This is a genomic window from Microvirga aerophila (assembly GCF_003332305.1).
GTDB classification, from domain to species: domain Bacteria; phylum Pseudomonadota; class Alphaproteobacteria; order Rhizobiales; family Beijerinckiaceae; genus Microvirga; species Microvirga aerophila.
In genome coordinates this window covers 61,734-82,823 of sequence record NZ_QOIO01000027.1, presented here as the reverse complement: position 1 = coordinate 82,823, position 21,090 = coordinate 61,734, and the positions used below count along the sequence as shown (strand labels likewise).

The following is a 21,090-nucleotide window of genomic DNA, read 5'->3' as shown; positions in this document are numbered from 1 at the left end:
ACTTGTTCGAGCCTCAGGAGTGCTGGAACTACCTCAAGGCAGCCGGATATGCGTCTGTTTAACCGTCCGATGCTTTAGAGCGCGGCGGAGATGCGCCACCGCTTCAGGCGCATTTTCGCAATGGTGGAAGATGTCGTCATAGGCGATTTCGACGCCCAGATCCGTTCCCTTTGTGGCGTCCGCCACCAATTGCTCAGCTCTTGCCCGAAGATCGTCCATGCCCGCATCGGTGAGCGTGCGCAACGTCGCCCAGATCTCAGCGTGTCCCGGCGCGATGCCGAAAGCGGCCTTGCCGAGTTTGGCGTGCGTCACGGTGACCATTGCGAAGTTCTCATCCTGGGTGCTGCCACCGCCAAGCGTGGTCAACGCGAGGAGCAGTTTTGCCACCGCGTTAGCCGGAGACACCCCGAATTCGGGCATCGACGCATGGGCCGTCTTGCCGGACAGAGCGATCCGCATGCCCCGCGATGCGCAGTTGACCGGTTCCTCGGCGAGGGCGACCTTGCCGGCCGGCATGCCGGGCAGGTTGTGCAACGCAAATGCGAAGTCTGGCTGAATTTCGCTGAACCTCGGATCAGCCACGACGGCTGCGGCCCCGGAGCCATCCTCCTCGGCCGGCTGAAACAGCAATACTGCACGACCGGTGCGTGGGCGCTGACGGCCAAGGCCACGGGCGAGGGCGGCCAAGATCGCCATGTGGCCGTCGTGACCGCATAGATGCGCCTTGCCTGGAACGGACGAGCGATGGAGGCTGGAGGAGATTTCTTCGATCGGCAGACCATCGAGCTCCGCACGAACCATCACGGTCGGACCAGGCTCCTCGCCGTCAAAAACGGCGGCGACGCCGTGTCCGCCAAGGTCGGTGATGATCCAATCCGCACCACTAGACGCCAAAAACGCCTGCACCATGCGAGCGGTTTGCACCTCCTCCCGCGACAATTCGGGGAAGCGGTGGAGTTTGCGCCGCCAATCGACGAGTTCGACCATGTCTTGGTTGGTGAGGAACATCGGAAATCCCGGTAAGAGTCCTATACGGATCAACCTTGGATTATACCACCTGTAACGGCCTAACAATGGTGTCTGGCCCGTACCTCCCGGACAACGGCCGGAACGGATGCGAGGTGCTATCCCCGGGCAGCGCTCTTCCTGATGCTCGACCTACGCGCCGCATCATCGTGTGGGGTTACCCCTAATTATAAAATTAGCAGGGAATATAACGGCCACCGCAACGTTTTCTTTGGGTGGCTGCGACGGATTCAGAAATCGGTCGTGCCAATCATCAAGGAACACGAACATGAGCTACGAAGTGGCGATCGGTCCGTGGTTGGCTTTGGTTTTCGTCATCATCGCATTTATGTTGATTATCTACCGGTTTGTATCCCCGCAGTCCCGCGAGCTTATTTTTGGCGTTATTGTCGCCGGAATGACGATCGAGTTCATCGTCATCCTTCCGATCTGGCTCGTTCGCATCTAGCCACGCAGCTACTCGACAACCTAACGATACATCCGGGCGGCTGAGATCTGCTTAATCGGCTTGCCGAGCCGGAAAGTTCACCAATAGAAAAGGGGCGACCTGAAAGGCCGCCCCGTTCTCAGTCCCTAGACCGAAGATCGTTAGCGAACGACCTGGACGATCTTACGGCTGCTCGGCTCAACGAGCACAGGGGTGTTGTTCACGACCGTATACCGGTAGCCCTTCACCTTATACTCGGCCGGCACCTCATGGTAAGTTACGCCGGATTCCGGGAGAACCGCGCCAACGCGAACCTCTTCCTTATAGGTGTAGGACGGAACCTTCTGGGTGGTCACATACTGACGGAACTCCGGCTGCTGCTGGTCGGCAATGCCGCCAACGATCGCACCCGTGACACCGCCTACCGCAGCGCCGACAGGACCGCCGACGATAGCGCCACCAACGGCGCCCGTTGCGGCACCCGCTGCAGCGCCGCCGGATTGAGCAAAGGCGCTAGCCGGAGCGAGGACTGCGAGAACGGCGCCAGCAAGAAGGATTTTCTTCGACATGTATACTCTCCTGAAATGACTTCGGGCTAATTGCCCGCTGGTGATACAACGTCGAAGTGCAGGAGTAGTTTCAGGTTTCTTCAATTAAAAACGCCTCATTTCTCTCATTGCAGCAACTATGAATGAACAATGAACGATGTGGGCGGGTGAGATTATTGCAAACCTATTCATCAATCGTTCATAGAGCACTATATTCGTTAATTTCTACTGCAGTTCCATTCGATGCAGCCTTATTCTAAAGAACAATGTGAAAGGTATACTAGACCTTTCTGCATCGATTCCGAATTATTCATAAAATACCGAGAGTATTTATTGAGCCTGTTGCACGGGAGTTTTGTTCTCTGCAAGAGGTTCTACCTTGGTCGGCATGTGATCGGCCGCCCACATGGCTGCTTGTGTGCGATTGAAGACACCAATTTTCCGAAGGATTGCTTTAATGTGAACCTTGACCGTCGCCTCGCACAAATTCAGCTGACGGGCGATGACCTTGTTTGGAGATCCCTCCGTCAGACAATACAAGATTTCGGTCTCGCGGCTCGAGAGTCTGTGGCCCTTCGGGTCCGAGGCTTTTGAACCTGTCCTGGCATCAGCAGAGTGACGCTCGGTATTGTGGCGCGCCTGGCTCATGATTTCGCGGACCAGGGAGGATGGAACGACCACTTCTCCGAGCATCACGAGTTCTAACGAACGAACCAGAATTTCGCGATCAACAGTCGTGAGGAAAAGCCCGTCTGCTCCCGCGTCTTGGGCAGAAATCAAAGTGTAGAGATCGAACCGATCCGCCATCAAGACAGTGCGCGCTGCAGGATGGAGTGCCTTCAGTTCTCTGATCAGCTCCAGCCGTCCGTCGAAACTTTGACTGCCATCGACGATGAAGAGGACTGGGCTCTCGTCCGGAAGGGAAGGGACATCGGATAATTCGTGGACCGGGTCCTTCCATACGTTGAAACGCGTCTCCGCTAGAAGGCTCTTCAGCCCAAGACAAAGCAAGGGATTCCTGGAGACCTGGATGGTTGCCACCGAGGTCGTATCCCTAACTTCCGTATGTGAAAGGTATCGATCGAAAGTGTCGGTTAACATAGGCGCCTGGCCTCTCTCGTAATAGAAGAGTCAAAATTGCTTGCCCCTGGTGTTCCCAGATATTATCGAACGACGTAGACGATCTCCCGTGACCCTGCATCAACGATAACTCGATGATTATTCACGACCGCGTAGCGATAGGTTTCGTGTTTCGGGATCAGGCGTAGCTCCACAAAATCGGGGAGCGTCTCTCCAATCGCAATGCGCCGGTCAATTGAGGTAGAGGGCGTGCTTCCCCAGTGAATTCGGGCGTTCCCCTCATTCGGCAGGCCTTCGGCAATGACGCGAGCAGCATCAGTGCCGTCACGTTGAGTGATGGATCCCGTGCTCAAAGTCGGGTCGATCGCACGAGACGCCGTACCCGGCGAATCGAACGTCGTTGTCATGCCGAAGAAGAGCACGATCAAACCCAGGAGATCTGATGCTCGCATACGCCACCTCTCCCGCTTGCTGGGACCGAGGTGAAAACGGATCGCATCAACGTTTTATTCCATGCAAGGCAAAATTTCGTTGGGCGCTGGTCTTTCAACGGCTGCTTTCAGCCAGTGCCTTTGTCTCCGCCGCGTCCACCAAAGGTTCTCCGGCGCCCGCATCCTGAAGATATGCCGTTACCAGGTCACCGCCGCTGCTCGGCGTATAGGCGGCATCGCCTTCGGGGCCCGCCATGGCAAAGGTGACGTTCCAATCGCCGTTGCGGCAGGCAACTGCCGCGGCTGCGCCGGCCGAACCCTGAAGCCGAAATTCTCGGCAGAGAGAGCCATTTGCCAGACGATAGGTCGAGATCACCCGCATGCGGCCAAGCGGCAAAGTCACATCCTTCCCAGACGCTACCGTGCTCAGTGCGTCTTGCACTGGGGCGTCGTCCAGCTGCGCGACCAAGCTTGCCGGGCGCGTCGGCAGGGCCTGGTGCTGGCCTACGAAGTAGCTCGCGGACGCGATAGCCAGAGCTGCGACCGACGCGGCAAGCGCTCCATTCAGGGAAAACCATGTATCGCGGCGTTGGCGATGCACGCCCACGGGCGTCTCGGGTTTCGCCGGCGGATCATCGGTTCCGGCGAAGGCGTCGATCTGCGCCTGGACAGCCGCGCGAAGTTCGGGCGAGACTTCTGGCAGGCGCTCTCTGGAGAAGGCTGACCGGGTCAGGCGCCTGCTGCGAAGAAAATCTGCGATTCGTCTCGTGACGGTAGGATCAGCAAGCATGGCTTGTTCCACGGCGCTCGCGACCGGCTCGTCGAGTTCGCCGTCCGCGAAAGCCATCAGGATCTCGTCACTGAGGTGCAACTGCGACATGGATATGTCTCCCCAGGAGCTTCTGCCGGGCGCTCATGCGGCGACCGTCAGTTCAACAAGGCGCTTGCGGGCCCGTGCAAGGCGGCTCATCACAGTGCCAAGCGGTACGCCCAAAACTTCCGCCGCTTCGCGGTAGGCGAGGTCTTCGACGCAAACGAGAACAAGCACTTCCCTTTGCTCGTGCGGCAGTTGTTCGATGGCACGTTGGACCTCCGTCAGAGCGAGCTTGCTTAGAAGTGGCCCCTCGCCGGGGTCCCCCATCAGTTGTCGATGAGTCGTCACGTCCTCTGTCATACCTTCAGCCTTCAATCGCCTCAGATGATCGATCCAGTGGTTTCGCAGAATGCGAAACATCCATGCGTCGAAGCGGGTCCCGGGCGTCCAGCTTTCGGCGTTCGCAAGCGCCCGCTCGCAGGCACCTTGGACAAGGTCGTCCGCAAGCGATGGCGACCGGCAAAGCACCAAAGCAAAGCGCCGTAGTCGTGGCAGAAGCGCCACAAGATCCTGTCCGATGGCTGCCGGCATTCCTGCTCCACATGGCCTGGATTGTAAGAGAACGAAAAAGCCCCGAGTTTTATTCCAGGCTATTTATGCCCATCTCGCCCATTCTGGGGAAAAAATCCTGTTCTGCATCGGCGGCACTTCGGCTGGAGGAGTTTGAGACTCCTGGATATTCGATGCATCTCGGCCTTATCGTTCAACGGTTTGGAATGGGGAAAAGTCGAAAAGGACCTCGCTGTTCCAAACAGAAGGACCCGCGATTGATACATAAGTGGTAAAGAATGGCCCGAGCGCCGCCTGCCCTGATCCTGCCCCTAAAGAGATATCAGACTCAGCCTGGCTCAATGGCCCCACTGACCCTGTTCTGCCACAGTTCAGGGTTTTGAGTGATGATAGGCAACAAGTCGCGTACCTTGACCGTTATCCTTGTCCTCGCAGTAACGACGTGAAAGGCTCTTTTATGGAGGCCTTGGTCCCAAACCGTAGATACACCCCCTTTGGGCCAGTTCCCGGTTGGCTCCCATTCTCGGCTCAATGCCGAAGTGAGCGATGAAGATGGTGAAAGGACGCCGCTACCTGCTGATTGCGACCGCTTCGCTCGCCCTTGCCTGCCCGGTCCAGCTCCAGCTCGATTTCAGCCATGGCTTCCACTTCCAGGCGGTGGACTCCGCTGCGAACGCCAAACCGGGAGATAACGGCGGTGGAGGCGGCAAGGGAGGTGGTGGAGGTGGAAATGCTGGAGGAAATGGCGGAGGGGGAAACGGTAATGGCGGGGGCAACGGAAATGGTGGCAACAGCGGCGGAGCGGCCGGAAATGGTGGCGGCAACGGAAACAGCGGGGGAAATGGAAATAGTGGGGGCAACGGCGGCAAGGGTGCTGGCGGGCTAGGAGGCGGTGCCGGCGGGCTGGGAGGCGGTGGCGGCAACAGCGCGACCGGAGGCGGGAATGCCAACGGCGGCGGCATAGGCGGCATAGGCGGCGCTGGAGGCGCGGGCCGAGGCGGCGGAGCTAGCGCGGGTGGGTCGAATGCTGGCGGTGTAGGCAACGCCGGCGGGAACGGAAGAGGACAGGGCAACTCGGGAAATGCCAGCCCCGGCAACAGCGGCGCGGCCGGCAACAAGGGTGGAAACAAGAACGGCGGCATCGGCGCGGGAGCCAGTTCAGGGGCCGCTGGCTCAGCAGGGGCTGCCGGAGGGAGCAAAGGTCAGGGACAGAAGGGCGGCGAGAGCAGTCGCAGCAGTAACGGCGCCAGCGGTCGGACCACGGCAAGCCAGAGCAGCAGTTTGAGCAAGAGTGTAGAGAGCAAGCCGTCCAACAGCCTTAGCTTTGGACGTGCGTCAGGCCTGATTGGCGCAGCCGCCAATAGTTCTAAGGCAAACAATCCCCAGCTGGGTTCACCGAACAATCCTCGGCTGGGTTCTCCCAGCCGAGCCGCTGCGACTTCCCCTGGCACAGCCAAGGGCAGTTCGGCAAGCCGGCGGTCGACACAAAAAACATCCCCCCAGGCAACCCAGAAGCAAACGCAGAAGCCGAAGACCCAGACCGCCAAGAAACCGAGCATAGAAATACCGGTCATCCGGCCTCTTCCTGCCGCCAAAGCGGATGCGGACGAGGTCGGTTTTAAGCCGCGCCAGGCGCAGCGATCCATTGTCGCGGCAGGTTTGACCGACAGGGACGTCGCCCGCCTGGCTGCCCGTGGCTATCTCGTAGAAGCACAGACCAAAGGCGTTCTTGCACCACGCGTGGTCCGGCTCCGTCTGCCCCAGGGCGTGAGCCTCGATCAGGCCCGACGCGCGGTGCGCGTCGCCGATGCGGCCGCTACTACAGACCTCGATCATTTCTACTATACCGACGAAGGCGCTCCCGGATGTTCCGGCTCCGAATGCGAGCCGGTCTCGTTGATTGGGTGGAACGTGACAGCGGCTGATCAATGCGGGGCAATGCCCGTGATTGGCGTTATCGATACCGGCATCGATCTCGATCACGAAGCCCTGAAAGGTCAGTCGATTGAAGTCCTGAAGGGTCCCCAGGGCGGCAGTCCTTCGCAGCGGGATCACGGCACGGCAGTGGCTGCTCTCCTCGTGGGCCGGGTTGGCAGCAACGCGCCCGGGCTTCTTCCCGGTGGAAGGGTTCTCGCTGTGGACGCCTTCTACCGCGACACGGGAACCGTGGACCGAACCGACGTGGCCACATTGGTTGCCGCAATGGAAATGCTAGCCGAGCGTGGTGTGCGCGTGATCAACATGAGCCTGTCTGGCCCACCGAATGAAGTGCTCAGGAGCGCCATCGAGGCGGCTCAGGCTAAAGGCATCGTGGTCGTTGCTGCTGCCGGAAATGGGGGCGCCAAAGCTGAGCCCTTCTATCCTGCCGCTTATCCTGGGGTCATCGCGGTAACGGCAGTCGACCGCCAACTCAACGTTTACCAGAGAGCAACCCATGGCGATTACATCGACTTGGCTGCTCCCGGCGTTGAGCTATCGGTCGCGGTCTCAGGGCATGGCCGAGTAACGAAGAGCGGGACTTCCTACGCGGTTCCATTCATCTCGGCGGCAGCGGCGGTGATGCATGCATCCGATCCGAGGATGGACAACAAAAGCCTTCGAGCAAAACTGGAGGGCAGCACCCGCGATCTGGGGCTGCCAGGGCGGGACCCGACCTACGGGTACGGCCTGATCCAAATGTCGCATCTCTGCCGATCGCTTCCAGAGGAGCAACCCGTTGCCCACTCAATGCCGGCTGAAAGCTCCCGAGTCCCATGATCCGCAAGGGCTGACATATCTGTCAAACGGTGTTCGGTCGCTGGGCTTCGATCGACCGCATATTCATTGCGTAGCCGGTTATCGAGGACCTGAGCAGCCAGGCGCTGCATCGTGAAAAATCCGCCGATCGCTCCAAAGAACCGGCAGAATTTCGGTTTTGCCGAGTGGTTTCGCCCCGGGGAATACAGGCGGGTCGAACAGGCGCTGGACGGGATGCGACGAGCCGGCGTGCGTTATATCAGAACGCACCTCTCATGGGCGGAGTATCACTCCTCTGGTGGTCAGGAATGGTACGACTGGCTGATCCCGTTCATCGGCAGAGATTTCGATCTCTTGCCCTGCATTCACTATACGCCGCCCTCCCTGTCGCGAACGGGAACGTCTGCGGGGCCGCCGCACCGGCTTCTCGACTACGCCGATTTTATCGATCACGTCCTCGGTCGCTACGGCACCCATCTGGATGCCGTGGAACTGTGGAACGAGCCGAACAATCTCCTGGATTGGGACTGGCGCCTGGATACCGACTGGCAGCTCTTTTGCGAAATGATCGGGGCAGCTGGCTACTGGGCGCAGGAGCGGGGCTTCAGGACGGTCCTGGGCGGGCCGTGCCCCTTCGATACCCATTGGCTCCGGCTCTTGGGCGAGCGTGGCGTCCTGGGCGTGATGTCGGCCGTCGGCCTGCATGGTTTCCCAGGTACCTGGGACAGTGAGGCCTCGACTTGGGATGGTTGGGAGCGGCAAGTCTCCGCCATGCGGAGCATCCTCGACGTTTATAACCCGCAGGCCGAAATCTGGATTACCGAAGCGGGTTATTCCACTTGGCGAAAGGATGAGGCGGTGCAGGCCCGTTCCTTCCTGGAGGCGCTGGAGGCTCCCGCCGATCGACTTTATTGGTACGGTTGGCAGGACATCGCCGGTGATGTGGCGGTACAGGAAGGCCTGCGGTTTGACGATCGCCACTATCACATGGGGGTCGTCGACGTTCACGGGACGCCCAAGCTCCTCGGCCGTCTCCTGATGGAAGGAGGCATTGCTGGGGTCGCGCGGACACTCTCGTTGTCAGCCCCTAATGTCGCCAAGCCCGTCGAACCGATTGTCGTCATTGGAGGAGCGGGTTTCGTTGGAAGTCACTTGGCAGAGAGCTTACTCGCCACCGGGCGCGAGGTGGTCGTCTTCGACAATCTCAGCCGCCCAGGGGTCGAAGGCAATCTCCAGTGGCTCAAGGACAGGCATCGCGACCGGGTCCATCCCATCATCGGCGACGTGCGCGACGAGACGACCGTGAGCGGCATCACCCGCGATGCAGAGGCGGTTTTTCATCTCGCAGGGCAGGGGAGCGCCGTAGGTTACTGCCATCCGGTGAACGACTTCGAGGTGAATGTGCGGGGCACGCTCAACGTGCTGGAGGCCCTCCGGCGCGTAGACCGGCGCATCCCGGCGGTCTTCGCCTCGAGCAGCAAGGTCTACGGTAGCCTCGCAAACATCCCCTTGCGGGAGGGACGGGACCGCTACAGCCCGGTTGACCGGGCTGTGGCAAGATGGGGAATCTGCGAAGAACAATGTCTCGACTTCCGGGCACCTTTGGACTGTTCAAGTGGCGCTGCCGACCAATACGTGCTGAGCTACGCCCGGACCTACGACCTCCCAGTGCTCGTGATGCGCATGAGCTGCATCTACGGGCCGCGCCAAATCGGCGCCGAGGAGCAGGGTTGGCTCGCGAGGTTCCTGATCCAGGCGCTTAATGGCCAATCGGTGATGGTCAGCGGCGATGGCAAGCAGGTTCGCGACCTGCTGCATGTGAGCGATGCAAGTTCGGCCTTCAGGGCGGCGCTGCATGGTGTCGAGCGGGTCAAAGGTCAGGCCTTCAACCTCGGAGGTGGGCCACGCAATGCCGTCAGCGTCAGGGCGGCTTTGGACGAGATCGAAGCGCTGTTGGGACGAAGCATTGATATTCGGTTCAACGAACGACGGCAGGATGATCGGGCCTATTTTGTCTCGGATACGCGCAAGCTGGAGCAGTCGTTAGGATGGAAACCGAAAACAGGCTGGCAGGAAGGCCTTGCCGAGCTGCATGATTGGTTCCGCAGCCTTCAGTCCCGCGTTGATATAGGCAGTCGAGAGGCCGTTTTCCCGCATCCGCCGCCTCAGACGGCTGCGAGGGCAGAATCCGCGTGAGGCCTAACTTTGCTCGCTTTGCTTTGAACTGAGTCTCTTCCCCTGATTCCATCCAGCGAAAGGTGCAACGTGACTGCAAGTCTGTCCGCTCCTGCCGATCTCGCGCAACGCATCAAGGCGCTTGCGCCGTGGTTCCACAACATCGACCTCGGCGGCGTCCAAACCGCGCCCGATCATTTCCTAGGGGATTATCCAAGCTTCAAATGGCAGGGCTTTCGGCATCTGCTCCCGGAGGATCTCCGCGGATGCAGTGTGCTCGACATCGGCTGCAACGGAGGCTTCTACTCATTGGAGATGAAGAGGCGAGGGGCGGAGCTCGTGGTCGGTGTGGACTCAGATCCGCGGTCTCTTGCGCAGGCCCATCTGGCTGCGGAGATTTCTGGCCTCGATATTTCGTTTCGCCAATTGTCCGTGTACGAAATCGGCGCATTAGGGCAGCGTTTCGATCTCGTTATTTTCATGGGAGTCTTCTATCATCTGCGGCATCCTTTGCTTGCGCTCGACTTGCTTCACGAGCACGTGGTCGGAGACCAATTCCTCTTCCAGTCGATGTTGCGCGGCAGCACATCCATTCCCGACCTTGAGCCGGATTACTCATTCGATGAGAAGGCAGTTTTCGAGCAGGAAGGCTATCCGCGGATGGTTTTCATCGAACACAACTATGCGAAGGATCCTACGAATTGGTGGGTGCCGAACCGCTCCGGGATGGAAGCGATGCTGCGCAGCGCTGGCTTCAGAATTGAACAGCAGACCGAGGATGAGGTCTATTTGTGCCGGCGAGGTGAGCGTCCAGCCATGGTCGAGCCACCACCGAAAGTCGCCGTATGATCCCCGTGCGCCTCGCTCGTTCCAAGTTCGTGCGATGTGAGAACAGCCGGTCATTCCCAGGAGGGGAGGGCCCAAACGCGCAGGGTGTCATTGTTGCCTAATCCTTTGGATAGACAGGACTTTTTTCTCTTGGGTCAGTGCCTCTGCAACATGTCCGAAAGGAACAAAAGGACAGCGCCGACGTTCATGAACGACAAGCCCAAGCTTCGTGTGTCGGAGCCGGGTGCAGCTTATAAAATAACCTTACTAGACAACTCTAATATATAGATGCTCGGTCGCCTCGAACCAGAAGGGCGGCTCTGTTTCTCCAGTGTAGCGCGTCATCGTCAACGATCGATCTGGAGTTAGCCGTGGTTGATACCATTCTCATTACCGGCGGTGCGGGCTTCATCGGTCGATATGTTGCTAGGGCCTGTTTAGAGCGGGGGCATCGGGTTCGTGTGCTCGACAGCCTCATCGAGCAGGTTCATGGGGCCAAGACCCAAGCCGACGGATTCGATCCTGAGGTCGAAGTTGTTGTTGGAGACGTGAGGGACGAAACGGCACTGCTCCGGGCCCTGAAGGGCGCCACGAAAGTTGTGCACCTTGCGGCAGAAGTGGGCGTTGGTCAGAGCATGTATGCGGTGGATCGCTACGTCTCGGTCAATGATTACGGGACAGCTGTCCTCTTGCAGCAATTGATCGACAACCCTGTCCAGCGTGTGGTGGTCGCTTCGTCCATGAGTATTTACGGCGAGGGGCTCTACCAGGACGCAAGCGGGAAGATCCGCGAGGACGTGGTTCGTACGCCTCGCAAGCACGAGAGCAGCTCTTGGGATCCACTGGATGAGCAGGGGCGGCCGATGGTTCCGGTGCCGACGCCGGAATGGAAGCGTCCCGCCCTGGCGTCCGTCTATGCTATCTCGAAATATGTCCAGGAGCGACTGACCCTGACATTGTCTTCCGCATACGGCATGGAGGGCGTGGCGCTCAGGCTGTGGAACGCTTATGGCCCGGGCCAGGCCCTGTCGAATCCGTATACGGGCGTCCTCGCCATCTTCGCGTCGCGACTTCACAATGGTCAGCCCCCGATGATCTTCGAAGATGGCGAGCAGCGGCGAGACTTCGTGCATGTTGAGGACGTGGCGCAGGCTTTTCTCTTGGCGCTTGAACATGAAAAGGCGCCCGGTGGCGTGTTCAACGTCGGGAGCGGGCAGGACAGGACAGTGACGGAAGTCGCCGAGCTTTTGAGTCAAGCCATGAGCCGTCCGACAAAGCCGGAGATCGCCGGCAAAGCTCGCCTCGGCGATATCCGTCACTGCATCGCAGACATCTCCAAGATCAAGCAGGAACTCGGATATGTGCCAAGCAAGGATTTCTCGGAGGGACTCGCCGAGCTGGCCGAATGGGTGGCTAAGCAGGAGGCCAAGGACCTTGTTGACGAGGCTCGCAAGGAACTCGAATCTCGGGGTCTCGTGGCATGAAGTCTGACCGACACTCGGGTGCGCCTGCAATTCTTGATCGCCGTCCGGTTCTCGTCACGGGCGGCGCGGGCTTCATAGGTTCCAATCTCGCAGATCGCTTTGCCAACGAGGGCCATGACGTTCTCGTCTTCGATAGGCTCGCCCGCCCGGGTGTCGAACGTAATCTCGACTGGCTCCGAAAGCGGCATCCCGACAGAGTTTCCGCCATCATCGGCGATGTGCGCGATGAGGAGGCCGTGACCAAAGCAGCCAGCGAGGCGAAGGCAGTCTTTCATATGGCCGCCCAGGTGGCGGTCACCACGAGCCTTGTGGACCCGCGCGAGGACTTCGAGGTCAACATTCGCGGAACCCTGAACCTGCTCGATGCCCTGCGCCGCCGGAGTGAGCCTGTCCCTCTCATCTTCGCGTCTACCAACAAGGTCTATGGCGATCTTGCGGATATCGCGCTCGATAAGAGAGATGATGCATACGTTCCGCACGATCCGGCGATCCGCCGCACAGGCATAGGAGAGCGGCGTCCGCTCCATTTCCATACCCCCTATGGCTGCTCCAAGGGTGCCGCCGACCAATATGTCCTCGACTATGCCCGGTCGTTCGGAATTCCCACCTGCGTGTTTCGCATGAGTTGCATCTACGGTCAGCGGCAGATGGGTACCGAGGACCAGGGTTGGGTCGCGCATTTTCTGATCCGCGCTCTGAACGGACAGCCGATCTCCATTTACGGCGATGGCTGCCAGGTTCGAGACGTGCTCGATATCTCGGATGCGGTGGATGCTTACGCGCGTGCCTGGAAGAATATCGCGGCCGTTCAAGGTCGCGCCTTCAATCTGGGCGGCGGTCCGGATAATGCGATCAGCTTGAGGCAACTCCTCGCCCATATTCAAGACATCATCGGCCGCCCTGTCGAAGCGTCCTATTCCGATTGGCGAGCCGGTGATCAACGCTACTACGTGTCCGATACGCACTTGGCGGCCCAGGATCTCGGACTGAAACCGCCGACGCCATGGCGCAAGGGCGTCGCGGCCTTAGCTCAATGGCTACAGGAGGAGCCGCACCCGGCAGCATCGGCGTCTCAGGGCACCCAACGCCGTCGCGCGGAGGCTGTGTCATGAGGGGCGCCGGCAGCGGCTCGATGTGGCTGGAGGGCACGTGTCCTCGTCGGTGAAAGAAAGCTCCCGCCTCCATGTCTTCATGACGGCTGACGCTGTTGGCGGCGTCTGGCAGTATGCTCTCGACTTGGGCGAGGGGCTGCGTCCCTATGGGGTCCGAATTGACCTCGCGGTCCTCGGGCCCGCGCCGTCCCCCGACCAAGAGGCTATGGCGGAGACGGCCGGCGTCCGGGTCATTCCGATGGGGCTGCCCCTGGACTGGATCGCTGCGGGCCGGGACGAAGTCGTCGCGGCCGGAAGGGCTGTTGCCCGAATGGCGGCGCAGGTGGATCCGGATATCGTACACCTCAACAGCCCCGCTTTGGCGGCGGACGCCTCCTTTCCGGCTCCTGTGGTTGCGGTCTGTCATTCCTGCGTTGCCACGTGGTGGCAATCTGTCCGTTCTGGTCCATTGCCGGAAGACTTCGTTTGGCGAGCCGATCTGGTTCGCCACGGCTGCCTGAATGCTGACATGGTCCTCGCGCCGACGGCAGCTTTCGCGAAAGCGACAGCCCAGAGCTATGACCTCGAAACGCTGCCTGTGGTTGTTCACAACGGACGCCGCGCAGCCGAACCTGCCGCGGGCGCAACACCCGGATTATTCGCTTTCACGGCGGGACGGTTGTGGGACGAGGGCAAGAACCTTGTCAGTCTCGACCGAGCGGCGAAACGGCTGTCGGTTCCGGTGCTAGCCGCCGGGCCTCTTGTCGGGCCCAACGGGGCGCAGGTTTCGGCGAGGCACGTCCAGACCCTCGGTCGACTGACAGATGTTCAAGTCGAAAGACATCTCGGCGCAAGGCCGATCTTCGCCTCCGTCGCACATTACGAGCCATTTGGCCTCGCCGTCCTTGAAGCAGCGCAGGCAGGCTGCGCTCTCGTCCTGTCCGATATCCCGACCTTTCGCGAATTATGGGATGGCGCCGCTCTCTTCGTCTCGCCCAATGACGATCAAGAACTTGCGAAGGCTATTGAGAAGCTAGCGGATGATGCGGACGAGCGCGCATGCATGGGCCGCCGCGCCCAGGACGCAGCGAAAGCCTACGATGTCGAGCGCATGAGCATGAGTGTATTAAGCGTCTACCGGTCCCTCCTGGATGCGAAACGGAATACTTCCTCCGTCGAGGACGCGGCATGAAGGTCGCCTACTTCACTCACTCCCTTGCGTCCTGCTGGAACCATGGGAACGCCCATTTCCTCCGAGGGGTCCTGCGTGAACTCAGGGGGCGGGGGCACGCGGTCGCCGCTTATGAGCCTGAGGGTTCTTGGAGCCTGGAGAATCTTCTGAAGGATCACGGTGAGGCTGGATTGGAGGCCTATCATCGGCTCTATCCCGATCTCTCGTCGCGTACATTTACGCCGGATGTCGATCTGGGTGCGATGCTGGCGGACGCGGATGCGGTGATCGTGCACGAGTGGAACGAGCCCTGGCTCGTTGCGACAATCGGTCGATTGCGGAGCAAGGGGGCATCTTTCACGCTTCTCTTCCATGACACCCATCACCGGGCGGTCAGCGACCCGCGTGCGATCCGGCAGTTTGATCTCGACGGATACGACGGAGTTCTGGCCTTCGGCGAAACCCTGGCCGAGGTCTACCGCAGTTGGGGCTGGGGCAACCGTGTCCATGTCTGGCACGAGGCAGCGGATACGCGCCTCTTTCATCCTCCTCAGGAAGAGACGGAGAGGCGGGGTTTGGTCTGGATCGGGAATTGGGGCGACGATGAGCGAAGCGCGGAACTGGAAAGCTTCCTTTTCCGTCCGGCGCAAACGGTGGGATTGCCGCTCGAGATCTACGGCGTGCGATACCCCGAGCATGCACTCTCGATGCTCACAAGCTACGGCGTAACCTATCGCGGCTGGCTGCCGAATGCCCGCGCGCCGGAGATATTCGCGCAGCACCTTGCGACGGTCCACGTCCCGCGCCGGTTTTATGTGGACTTGCTTCCGGGAATACCGACCATTCGGGTCTTCGAGGCACTCGCTTGCGGCATTCCTCTCGTGTCTGCTCCCTGGCGCGATTCCGAAAACCTATTCAATCCCGGCACGGATTATCTCGTGGCGCAGGACGAGGCGCAGATGGAACGTCACCTCATCGCCCTCAAGAACGATCCGGAGCTGCGAGCCGCCCTCGTGATAAATGGCCTGACCGCCATCCGAAGCCGGCATTCCTGTTCCCACAGGGTGGATCAGCTCCTCGCCATATTGGCTGCGCATGGTGCTCCAGTGTCAATGGAGATGACCGCATGAAGATCGCCTTCTATGGGTCCAGCCTCCTGTCCTCCTATTGGAATGGGGCCGCAACCTATTACCGAGGCCTCCTGAGCGACTTGGCCGGACGGGGATACGGCGTCACGTTCTACGAACCTGATGCTTTCGACCGTCAGAAACACCGGGATATGGAGCCCCCGGATTGGGCCGAGGTGAAGGTGTATCCCGCAACGGAGGAAGCGCTCCGCGGTGTGATCGCGGAGGTGGCGCGAGCCGACGTGGTTGTGAAGGCCTCAGGCGTCGGTGTCTTCGATGATGAACTCCTGGAAGGTGTTATCGCGGCGTCTCGCCCAGATACGATCCGGATTTTCTGGGATGTGGACGCTCCGGCGACGTTAGCCGAACTGCAGGCTAACCCGGATCACCCTCTGCGCCGCACGATGCCGTCCCTCGACATGGTTCTGACTTACGGCGGCGGCCCGCCGGTCGTCGAGGCTTATGAAGGCTTCGGTGCCCGCCGCTGCGTGCCGATCTACAACGCACTCGATTCGTCGACCCATCACCCCGTTCCATCGGACGAGCGATTCAAGGCAGACCTTTCTTTTCTCGGCAACCGGCTGCCGGACCGCGAGGCGCGGGTCGAGCAGTTCTTCCTGGAGCCGGCGGCACGCCTGCCGGATCGGAGCTTCATCATCGGCGGCAACGGGTGGGACACAAAAAACGTGCCGTCCAACGTCCGTCACATCGGGCACGTCTATACACGCGATCACAACGCCTTCAATGCAAGCCCTTTGGCAGTTCTCAATATTGCCAGGGACTCGATGGCCGCGACAGGTTTTTCACCCGCAACCCGTGTCTTCGAGGCAGCGGGCGCAGCGGCCTGCCTGATCACCGACGCTTGGGTAGGTTTGGAGCTTTTCCTGAAGGAGGGCGAAGAGGTGCTCGTGGCCCGCGATGGCAAGGATGTCGCTGACCATGTGGGGGCGCTGACCTCCGATCAGGCAAGGCGGATTGGTGATGCCGCGCGGGCGAGGATCATAGCCGACCATACCTACGCACGCCGTGGTGCCCAGGTCGACGCGATCCTAAAGGCCGAGGCCTCACGCAAACGCGAAAGGAGCGTCGCGTGACACCACTTCGCATCGTCGTTCTTGGGTTGAGCCTCTCCTCGTCGTGGGGAAACGGACATGCGACCACGTTCCGGGCCCTGTTGAAGGCTTTCGCGAAGAGAGGACATGACGTTCTCTTCCTCGAACGCGACATGCCTTGGTACGCGGCCCAGCGGGACCTGAGCAACCCTGACTTCTGCCGCCTTGAATTCTACACGGGCTTGGAGGATCTCGGGCGGCATCGGGAGGAAATCAGCAGAGCCGATGCCGTCATCGTCGGCTCGTTTGTACCCGATGGGGTTGAGGTCGGCCGTCTCGTTCAACGCACCGCAGGAGGGATTTCGGCCTTCTACGACATTGACACCCCGGTGACGCTCGCGAAACTCAAGCGCGGAGACTACGAGTATCTCAGCCCGGATCTGATCCCTGGATACGACATCTATTTCTCGTTCACGGGTGGTCCGACGCTCGACCTCTTGATGGACCGCTATGGCTCGCCCGCCGCCAGGGAGCTGTACTGCTCCGTCGATCCAGGCGCCTACCCCCAGCTCGATAATGGGAAACGGTGGGACCTCAGTTATATCGGGACCTACAGCCCTGACCGGCAGCCTGCCCTTGAGCGGCTTCTGGTGGAGCCGGCGCGACGCTCTCCGCACCTGCGGTTCGTGGTGGCGGGACCGCAATATCCGGCGGATATCCCATGGCCAACGAATGTGGAGCGCATTGATCACGTGCCTCCAAGCGAGCATCCGGCCTTCTATGCCGCGAGCCGTTTCACTCTGAACGTCACGCGGGAGGACATGATCCGCGCCGGCTTCAGCCCGAGCGTTCGCCTCTTCGAAGCCGCAGCGTGCGGCACCCCTGTCATCTCCGATATCTGGAACGGCATCGAAACGCTCCTCGCGCCGGGAAGAGAGATCGCCCTCGCGCAAAGTTCTGAAGATGTCATGAATGTCATCGACACTTGGACCCCCGAAATGTCGGCAGCCATGGGGAGGGCGGCGCGGGAGCGGATCATGGCGGAGCACACGGCCGATCATCGTGCGCGCTCCTTGGAAGAGGACCTGGCTGAGGCACTCCAGGCTCGACGCGACAAACGGCATCCAGCGCTGGCGGCTCGTGCGTGATGACAAGCAGATCTAGGGCTAGCGTCGAACAAACACCAAGCCATGACGTTCGTTCAGAGATGTCCGATTGACTGTTTGCCCGCAGAGGGAGAGCGTCTTCATGGTGAATGGCAGTCGCAAACATATTCTGGTCGCCGGCGGAGCCGGCTTTCTCGGATCACACCTGTGTGACGCTCTTCTCAGCGAAGGCGCGCACGTCGTTGCTCTTGACAGTCTTCTGACGGGGCGAAGGCAGAATCTGCGCCACCTTGAGCGGGAACCGCGCTTCGACCTAGTCGAAAGCGACGTCATTCAACCGATTCCAGCTCGCCTCCGCTCCAAGAAACCGAAATTCGATCAAATCTACAACCTCGCCTGTGCGGCCTCGCCTCCGCATTATCAGGCCTTTCCGGAGCATACGATGCTGACGAGCGTCGTGGGTACTCGCAACCTGCTCACGCTCGCCGAGGAGCTTGGTGCGCGCTTCTTTCTGGCTTCGACCAGCGAAATCTATGGTGATCCAGAGGTTCATCCCCAAAAGGAAAGCTACTGGGGCAACGTGAACCCAACCGGCCCCCGAGCCTGCTATGACGAAGGAAAGCGGGCGGCGGAGACGCTTACCTACGACTTCGATCGATCCGCCCGTGCGGACGTGCGAGTGGCGCGCATCTTCAACACGTATGGTCCGAGAATGCGGGCCGATGACGGACGGGTCGTGTCGAATGTGATCTGCCAGGCCCTGTCGGGGGAGGACATCACGATCTACGGTGACGGCAGCCAGACGCGCTCCTTCTGCTACGTGTCGGACCTCATCGAAGGCTTCATGCGTCTGATGGCCTTTGAGGGGAAATTCCCTGGCGCGGTTAATCTCGGAAATCCCCTGGAGCTGACCGTTTTCGACCTTGCAAGCCGCGTTCTGGCGATGACGGCCTCGACGTCTGGGATCATAACAAAACCGCTGCCGGTTGACGATCCACGCCGCCGCCGCCCAGACATCTCACGCGCGGTGGAACTCCTGAAATGGACGCCTTCCACATCGCTCGAACGGGGCCTCGAAGAGACAATCAAGTGGTTCTCGGATGAGCGGAGCCGCGAGGGCGCATCTGCTCGGACTTCCATCAACCGTGAAATCACGGTTCCGGCTGGCCCGGCATAAACGTCGTCACTGCCGGACGAGCCTGATAGCGTGACTCGCGGAGGCAAATTGTATTCCGACCAACATGGAATGGACCGTGTACGCCGTGGAGAGAAACTTGCAGAAACACGAGTTGCTCGGCCGCGATAGCGGTTCCCTCGACAGCACCTTCTCTAGGGTTGGTGGAACGGGTGCTGCGATCAACCGGATGCGGGCTGCTGTCCTGACCGGGCCTGGATCGTTTCGAGTGATGGAGACGGGGATTCCGGAGCCGGGGCCTGAGCAGGTCCGCATCCGGCTGGAAGGATGCGGCGTGTGCGCCTCCAACCTGACGCCCTGGGCGGGGCCGGACTGGATGACGTTCCCAACCGAGCCGGGCTCTCTCGGCCACGAAGGATGGGGCATCGTGGACGCGGTCGGGGATCAGGTCAAAGACTTCGCGATGGGCGACCGGGTCGCAGCGCTCTCCTACAGGTCCTACGCGCAATACGACATTGCCGATGCTGGCGCGGTGATCCGCCTGCCGCCCTCCCTGTCCGGTCAGCCATTCCCCGGCGAGCCGCTTGGCTGCGCCATGAACATCTTCCGCCGCAGCGACATCAGGGCAGGGCAGACCGTCGCCATTGTCGGCATAGGCTTTCTCGGCGCGATTCTGACCAGACTCGCTACCGACGCCGGAGCGCGGGTGATCGCCGTCTCCCGGCGGTCCTTCTCTCTGGACGTTGCACGCGCCATGGGGGCTGCGGAGGCCATTCTCATGGAGGATCATCATGCCATCATCGAGCAGGTCAAGAGTCTGACCGGCGGCGTATTCTGCGACCGCGTCATCGAGGCTGTCGGCAAGCAATGGCCGCTCGACCTTGCGGCCGAACTGACACGTGAGCGGGGCAAGCTAATCGTGGCCGGCTACCACCAGGACGGGCCCCGGCAGGTCAACATGTGGCTCTGGAACTGGCGCGGCCTGGACGTAATCAACGCACATGAGCGTGATCCTAAGATCTACGTCGAGGGCATCCGGCAGGCGGTCGAGGCCGTCGCGTCCGGGAGCCTTGATCCCAGCGCCCTCTATACGCACAGGTTTCCATTGGAACGGTTGGACGAGGCTCTCAACGCGACGCGCGACCGGCCGGATGGCTTCCTCAAGGCCCTGGTGACGTTTGAATGACGCGGTCTGGCGCTCAAATACCGCCGCTTGCATCCCTGAGGCGTCCGCGGCTGGGCTTCCTGGGCGTAGGCTGGATCGGGCGTCATCGCATGCAGGCCATCCTTGCAACGGGTATGGTCGATGTCGTAGCCATCGCCGATCCCTCGGCCGAGATGGCAGCCGAGGCCGGGCTGCTTGCGCCCGCCGCGAAGCTGATGACCACGGTGGACGACCTGCTTGCCGAGGGAGTGGACGGGATCGTCATCGCGACGCCAAGCGCCATGCACGCGGAGCAGTCGATCAAGGCCCTCAAACAAGGTGTCGCCGTTTTTTGCCAGAAGCCGCTTGGTCGAACGACAGCCGAGGTGCAGGCCGTCGTCGACGCCGCCGAGGCGGCGGATCGCCTGTTGGGAGTGGACTTCTCTTATCGTTCCGCGGAAGGGATGCGGCGTATCCGCGACATCATCCGCTCGGGGGAACTGGGGCGGATCTATGCGGCCGACCTCGTGTTTCACAACGCGTATGGTCCGGATAAGGCGTGGTTCTACGATCCTGCGCTGTCGGGCGGTGGATGTGTGATGGACCTTGGTGTTCACCTCGTTGATCTCGCATTGTGGAGCTTGGACTTTCCCGGCGTCTCCAGCACTTCGAGCAAGCTCTTTGCCGGCGGGGAGCCTTTGAGACACTGCGCTGGGCAAGTGGAGGATTACGCCATTGCCACCGTCGAGCTCGACACTGGCACAGCTGTGCAGCTGGCGTGCTCCTGGCGCCTTCAGGCCGGTTGCGACGCAGTCATCGCGGCGACCTTCTACGGAACCAACGGCGGGGTGGCGCTGCGCAATGTCGATGGCTCCTTTTATGATTTCATCGCAGAGCGCTACCGCGGCACATCCCGCGAAACTCTTGCAAGCCCTCCGGACGCTTGGGGTGGACGGGCGGCTGCGGAATGGGCGGCGCGCCTCGCTCGTGGAGACCGCTTTGATCCTGAGGCGAAGCGGGTCATCGAGGTAGCCAGGGTCATCGACGAGATCTATGCAAGATAATTCGGCTCCGTCAGGGAGCGACGAATGGGCCATTTGCCGCGCCGAACCGTTCCTGCGCGGGAACATTAACCCCGGTGGCGC

At 60.7% G+C, this 21,090-nt stretch carries 19 protein-coding genes; 13 read left to right on the top strand and 6 right to left on the bottom strand.

Annotated features, from left to right (window positions below; genetic code table 11):
* Window positions 1-33: 33 nt before the first annotated feature.
* The gene (locus DRB19_RS16110) at window positions 34-1,008 is read right to left on the bottom strand and encodes an amidohydrolase (protein WP_114187048.1); all 975 of its coding nucleotides are present in this window, start codon (window positions 1,006-1,008) and stop codon (window positions 34-36) included.
* Window positions 1,009-1,294: 286 nt separating this feature from the next.
* Here DRB19_RS16110 and DRB19_RS16105 point away from each other — a divergent pair, with 286 nt between their 5' ends.
* Entirely contained in the window at window positions 1,295-1,474 is a 180-nt protein-coding gene (locus DRB19_RS16105; protein WP_114187047.1) for a hypothetical protein, read from the top strand.
* 140 nt (window positions 1,475-1,614) lie between these two features.
* Here DRB19_RS16105 and DRB19_RS16100 read toward each other — a convergent pair whose 3' ends face one another.
* From DRB19_RS16100 to DRB19_RS16080, 5 genes are all read right to left on the bottom strand, one after another.
* Window positions 1,615-2,022 carry a DUF1236 domain-containing protein gene (locus DRB19_RS16100; protein WP_114187046.1) on the bottom strand — a complete coding sequence of 136 codons (408 nt, stop codon included), beginning with the start codon at window positions 2,020-2,022 and terminating at the stop codon, window positions 1,615-1,617.
* 309 nt (window positions 2,023-2,331) lie between these two features.
* Window positions 2,332-3,042 carry a LuxR C-terminal-related transcriptional regulator gene (locus tag DRB19_RS30005; RefSeq protein ID WP_210207485.1) on the bottom strand — a complete coding sequence of 237 codons (711 nt, stop codon included), beginning with the start codon at window positions 3,040-3,042 and terminating at the stop codon, window positions 2,332-2,334.
* A gap of 122 nt (window positions 3,043-3,164) precedes the next feature.
* The gene (locus tag DRB19_RS16090; protein ID WP_114187044.1) at window positions 3,165-3,533 is read right to left on the bottom strand and encodes a DUF1236 domain-containing protein; all 369 of its coding nucleotides are present in this window, start codon (window positions 3,531-3,533) and stop codon (window positions 3,165-3,167) included.
* A 94-nt stretch (window positions 3,534-3,627) separates the two neighbouring features.
* On the bottom strand, window positions 3,628-4,392 hold the full coding sequence (locus DRB19_RS16085; protein ID WP_114187043.1) for an anti-sigma factor: 765 nt from the start codon (window positions 4,390-4,392) through the stop codon (window positions 3,628-3,630).
* A 33-nt stretch (window positions 4,393-4,425) separates the two neighbouring features.
* On the bottom strand, window positions 4,426-4,917 hold the full coding sequence (locus DRB19_RS16080; protein ID WP_114187042.1) for an RNA polymerase sigma factor: 492 nt from the start codon (window positions 4,915-4,917) through the stop codon (window positions 4,426-4,428).
* Between the two features lie 525 nt (window positions 4,918-5,442).
* Between DRB19_RS16080 and DRB19_RS30000 the strand changes: the two genes are divergently transcribed.
* The 12 genes from DRB19_RS30000 (at window position 5,443) to DRB19_RS16010 (ending at window position 21,009) form a co-directional block, all read left to right on the top strand.
* Window positions 5,443-7,653, top strand: coding sequence for a S8 family serine peptidase (locus DRB19_RS30000; protein ID WP_147021761.1), 2,211 nt, complete (start codon window positions 5,443-5,445; stop codon window positions 7,651-7,653).
* Between the two features lie 111 nt (window positions 7,654-7,764).
* A complete protein-coding gene (locus DRB19_RS16060) occupies window positions 7,765-9,828 on the top strand; it encodes an NAD-dependent epimerase/dehydratase family protein (protein WP_245439564.1) in 2,064 nt (687 codons plus the stop codon).
* 69 nt (window positions 9,829-9,897) lie between these two features.
* Entirely contained in the window at window positions 9,898-10,656 is a 759-nt protein-coding gene (locus DRB19_RS16055; RefSeq protein ID WP_373867368.1) for a TIGR04290 family methyltransferase, read from the top strand.
* Between the two features lie 350 nt (window positions 10,657-11,006).
* Window positions 11,007-12,119, top strand: a complete 1,113-nt coding sequence (locus DRB19_RS16050) for an NAD-dependent epimerase/dehydratase family protein (protein ID WP_114187038.1) — start codon at window positions 11,007-11,009, stop codon at window positions 12,117-12,119.
* Window positions 12,116-13,231: an SDR family NAD(P)-dependent oxidoreductase gene (locus DRB19_RS16045; RefSeq protein WP_114187037.1), complete on the top strand. Its 1,116-nt coding sequence runs from the start codon at window positions 12,116-12,118 to the stop codon at window positions 13,229-13,231. Before DRB19_RS16050 ends, DRB19_RS16045 begins: the two co-directional genes overlap by 4 nt.
* A gap of 37 nt (window positions 13,232-13,268) precedes the next feature.
* Complete coding sequence (locus DRB19_RS16040) at window positions 13,269-14,402, top strand: glycosyltransferase family 4 protein (RefSeq protein WP_245439562.1); 1,134 nt, start codon at window positions 13,269-13,271, stop codon at window positions 14,400-14,402.
* Window positions 14,399-15,511, top strand: coding sequence for a CgeB family protein (locus DRB19_RS16035; RefSeq protein WP_114187036.1), 1,113 nt, complete (start codon window positions 14,399-14,401; stop codon window positions 15,509-15,511). Before DRB19_RS16040 ends, DRB19_RS16035 begins: the two co-directional genes overlap by 4 nt.
* The gene (locus DRB19_RS16030; RefSeq protein ID WP_114187035.1) at window positions 15,508-16,602 is read left to right on the top strand and encodes a CgeB family protein; all 1,095 of its coding nucleotides are present in this window, start codon (window positions 15,508-15,510) and stop codon (window positions 16,600-16,602) included. The genes DRB19_RS16035 and DRB19_RS16030 overlap by 4 nt, the downstream gene beginning before the upstream one ends.
* Window positions 16,599-17,708 carry a CgeB family protein gene (locus tag DRB19_RS16025; RefSeq protein ID WP_114187034.1) on the top strand — a complete coding sequence of 370 codons (1,110 nt, stop codon included), beginning with the start codon at window positions 16,599-16,601 and terminating at the stop codon, window positions 17,706-17,708. Before DRB19_RS16030 ends, DRB19_RS16025 begins: the two co-directional genes overlap by 4 nt.
* Window positions 17,709-17,808: 100 nt before the next feature.
* Window positions 17,809-18,843, top strand: coding sequence for a UDP-glucuronic acid decarboxylase family protein (locus DRB19_RS16020; protein WP_114187033.1), 1,035 nt, complete (start codon window positions 17,809-17,811; stop codon window positions 18,841-18,843).
* 187 nt (window positions 18,844-19,030) lie between these two features.
* Window positions 19,031-19,987: an MDR/zinc-dependent alcohol dehydrogenase-like family protein gene (locus tag DRB19_RS16015; RefSeq protein WP_114187055.1), complete on the top strand. Its 957-nt coding sequence runs from the start codon at window positions 19,031-19,033 to the stop codon at window positions 19,985-19,987.
* Window positions 19,984-21,009 carry a Gfo/Idh/MocA family protein gene (locus tag DRB19_RS16010; RefSeq protein WP_114187032.1) on the top strand — a complete coding sequence of 342 codons (1,026 nt, stop codon included), beginning with the start codon at window positions 19,984-19,986 and terminating at the stop codon, window positions 21,007-21,009. The genes DRB19_RS16015 and DRB19_RS16010 overlap by 4 nt, the downstream gene beginning before the upstream one ends.
* The last annotated feature ends 81 nt before the right edge of the window (window positions 21,010-21,090 follow it).